Here is a 2139-nt window from a genome sequence, read left to right as displayed (position 1 = left end):
AACTGGGCGTTGACGACGCGGATGCGGTCGCCGACGGCGAGGTCGGTGATCGTGTCCGTGCCGTCGGTGTCGTCGTCGCTCGCGCCGACCGAGGACGGCGGGTTGTAGAGGAAGGTGTCGCTGCCGTCGCCGCCCGTCAGGGTGTCGGCGCCGACTCCGCCGGACAGGGTGTCGGCCCCGGCGCCACCGGTGATGATGTCGATGCCACGGCGTCCGTTGAGGAGGTTGGCGTTGCCGTCGCCTCCCAGCGTGTCGTTGTAGGAGGAGCCGATCAGGTTCTCGATGCCCTGGAGCACGTCGCCCGCGGCGTGCTCTCCGCTGCCCAGCCCGGTCACCAAGCTGACCGCGACGCCGAACGCCGGTTCCTCGTACTGACCGGAGCGGCTGTAGTCGGCGGTGTCGATGCCGTCGCCGCCGACCAGGGTGTCGGCCCCGAGATCGCTGGACAGCGTGTCGTTGCCGCCGCCGCCGGAGAGCAGGTCGTTGCCGCTCCCGCCGGTGAGGCCGTCGTCGCCCTCGCCGCCGTCCAGCGTGTCGTTGCCGGTGCCGCCGGAGAGATCGTCGTTGCCGGCGCCGCCGGAAAGAAGGTCGTCGCCGTAGTCGCCGCTCAAGTCGTCGTTGCCGGTGCCGCCGGACAGAAGATCGTCGCCATCCCCGCCGGACAGGATGTCGTTGCCGGAACCGCCGATGAGCGTGTCGTTGCCGTCATCGCCCTCCAGCAGGTCGTTGTCCTCGCCACCATCCAAGCTGTCGTTGCCCAGGCCGCCCGACAGCTGGTCGTCACCATTGCTGCCGAACAGCGTGTCGTCGTCCTCTTCGCCGAAGACGCTGTCGTTGCCGGCTCCCGCATAGACCCAATCGTCGCCGGCGCCGCCGCTGATCAGGTCGTTGCCGGAGCCGCTGTTGATGCTGTCGTCGCCACCCCAGCCGTAGAACAGGTCGTTGCCGGCGCTTCCGGACAGGGTGTCGGCGTAGGCGGAGCCGATGACCCCCTCGATCTCGAACAGCTGATCACCGGCGGCGTCGCCGCTGGCCGCTCCATTGTACAGGCTGATGGCAACGGCGGCGTCGGCATAGCGGTAGTCGGCTATGTCGTTGCCGGCTCCGCCGTACAGCGTGTCGTCACCGGCGCCGCCGCTCAGGGTGTCGTCGCCGTCGCCGGCCGACAGGATGTCGTTGCCGTCGTCGCCGTACAGCAGGTCGTTCCCCAGGCCGCCGGACAGGGTGTCGCCGTCGTTCCCGCCGTTCAACCAGTCGTTGCCGTCGCCACCCGACAGAAGATCGGAGCCGGCATAGCCGAACAGCGAGTCGTTGCCGTCGCCGCCGTTCAGCGTGTCGTCTCCGATGTCGCCGGACAGCGAATCATCGCCCGTGTCCCCGATCACCAGGTCGTTTCCGCCGCCGCCGTCCAGGGTGTCGTTGCCCTCGCCGCCGAAAAGGGTGTCGTTGCCGGTAAGGCCATTGATGGTGTCGTTGCCGGCAAGTCCATCAATGGTGTCGTCACCGGCGGTACCGGTCAGGTTGTCGTTCCCGGTAGTCGGCGTATTCGCCATCGCTTCATCCTCGTCAGGCAGGCGGTTGTCCGCCGCGCAATCGGCTCTGGAGGGGTAACCCCAAAGAGAATCGCGGCGACATTACCCGACGGTCGCAGCCAAGTCGACCCAAATGTCAACTTAAGATTGTAACGAATTGGAACGGCGCCGAATCAATTTGTCTCATTTCGAGCGTCGCAGTCGGAGTTCATCGTGATTTCTGCGCGTTCATGCTGAGTCCGGCGCAACGCCGGCGGCTGCGGGCGCGACGGAGGGCGTAGGCGACGGCGAAGCGGATCGGGTGGCCGCGGGGGTTCGGGGCTTCCAAGCGGCGGACGACCGCCGGTGAAAAGGCCGATCGGCCTCCACCGCCGCAGAGGGACATGAACTCCCCGGCGCGTTCCGGGCGGACAGACGTCCACCCGGAACGCCAACGCCGACGGGGCGAACCGGCGCAACGCCGTTCCTTGCGGCGTCGGCGCTCTCGTCAGCCGGCGAGCACGGTGATGTCGGACGCCGACAGCGTGCGCACGTTCAGGGTGGCGACGGTGACCGCCGCGCCGGCGCCGCTGCCGTCGGCGTCGAACGACAGCGTGCCCGTCGCCGT

The 2139-nt window shown here is 68.3% G+C and carries 1 protein-coding gene; it reads right to left on the bottom strand.

Translation table 11 applies throughout. The features are described from left to right. On the bottom strand, window positions 1–1553 hold a 1553-nt coding region (locus tag ACSBPG_RS31810), incomplete at its 3' end, for a calcium-binding protein (RefSeq protein ID WP_435541270.1). Window positions 1554–2139 lie beyond the last annotated feature (586 nt).

This window comes from Azospirillum sp. ST 5-10 (assembly GCF_051225715.1).
Lineage (GTDB): Bacteria > Pseudomonadota > Alphaproteobacteria > Azospirillales > Azospirillaceae > Azospirillum.
The sequence above is the reverse complement of the archived record's forward strand: the minus strand, read 5'-3'. Positions and strand labels throughout refer to the sequence as shown.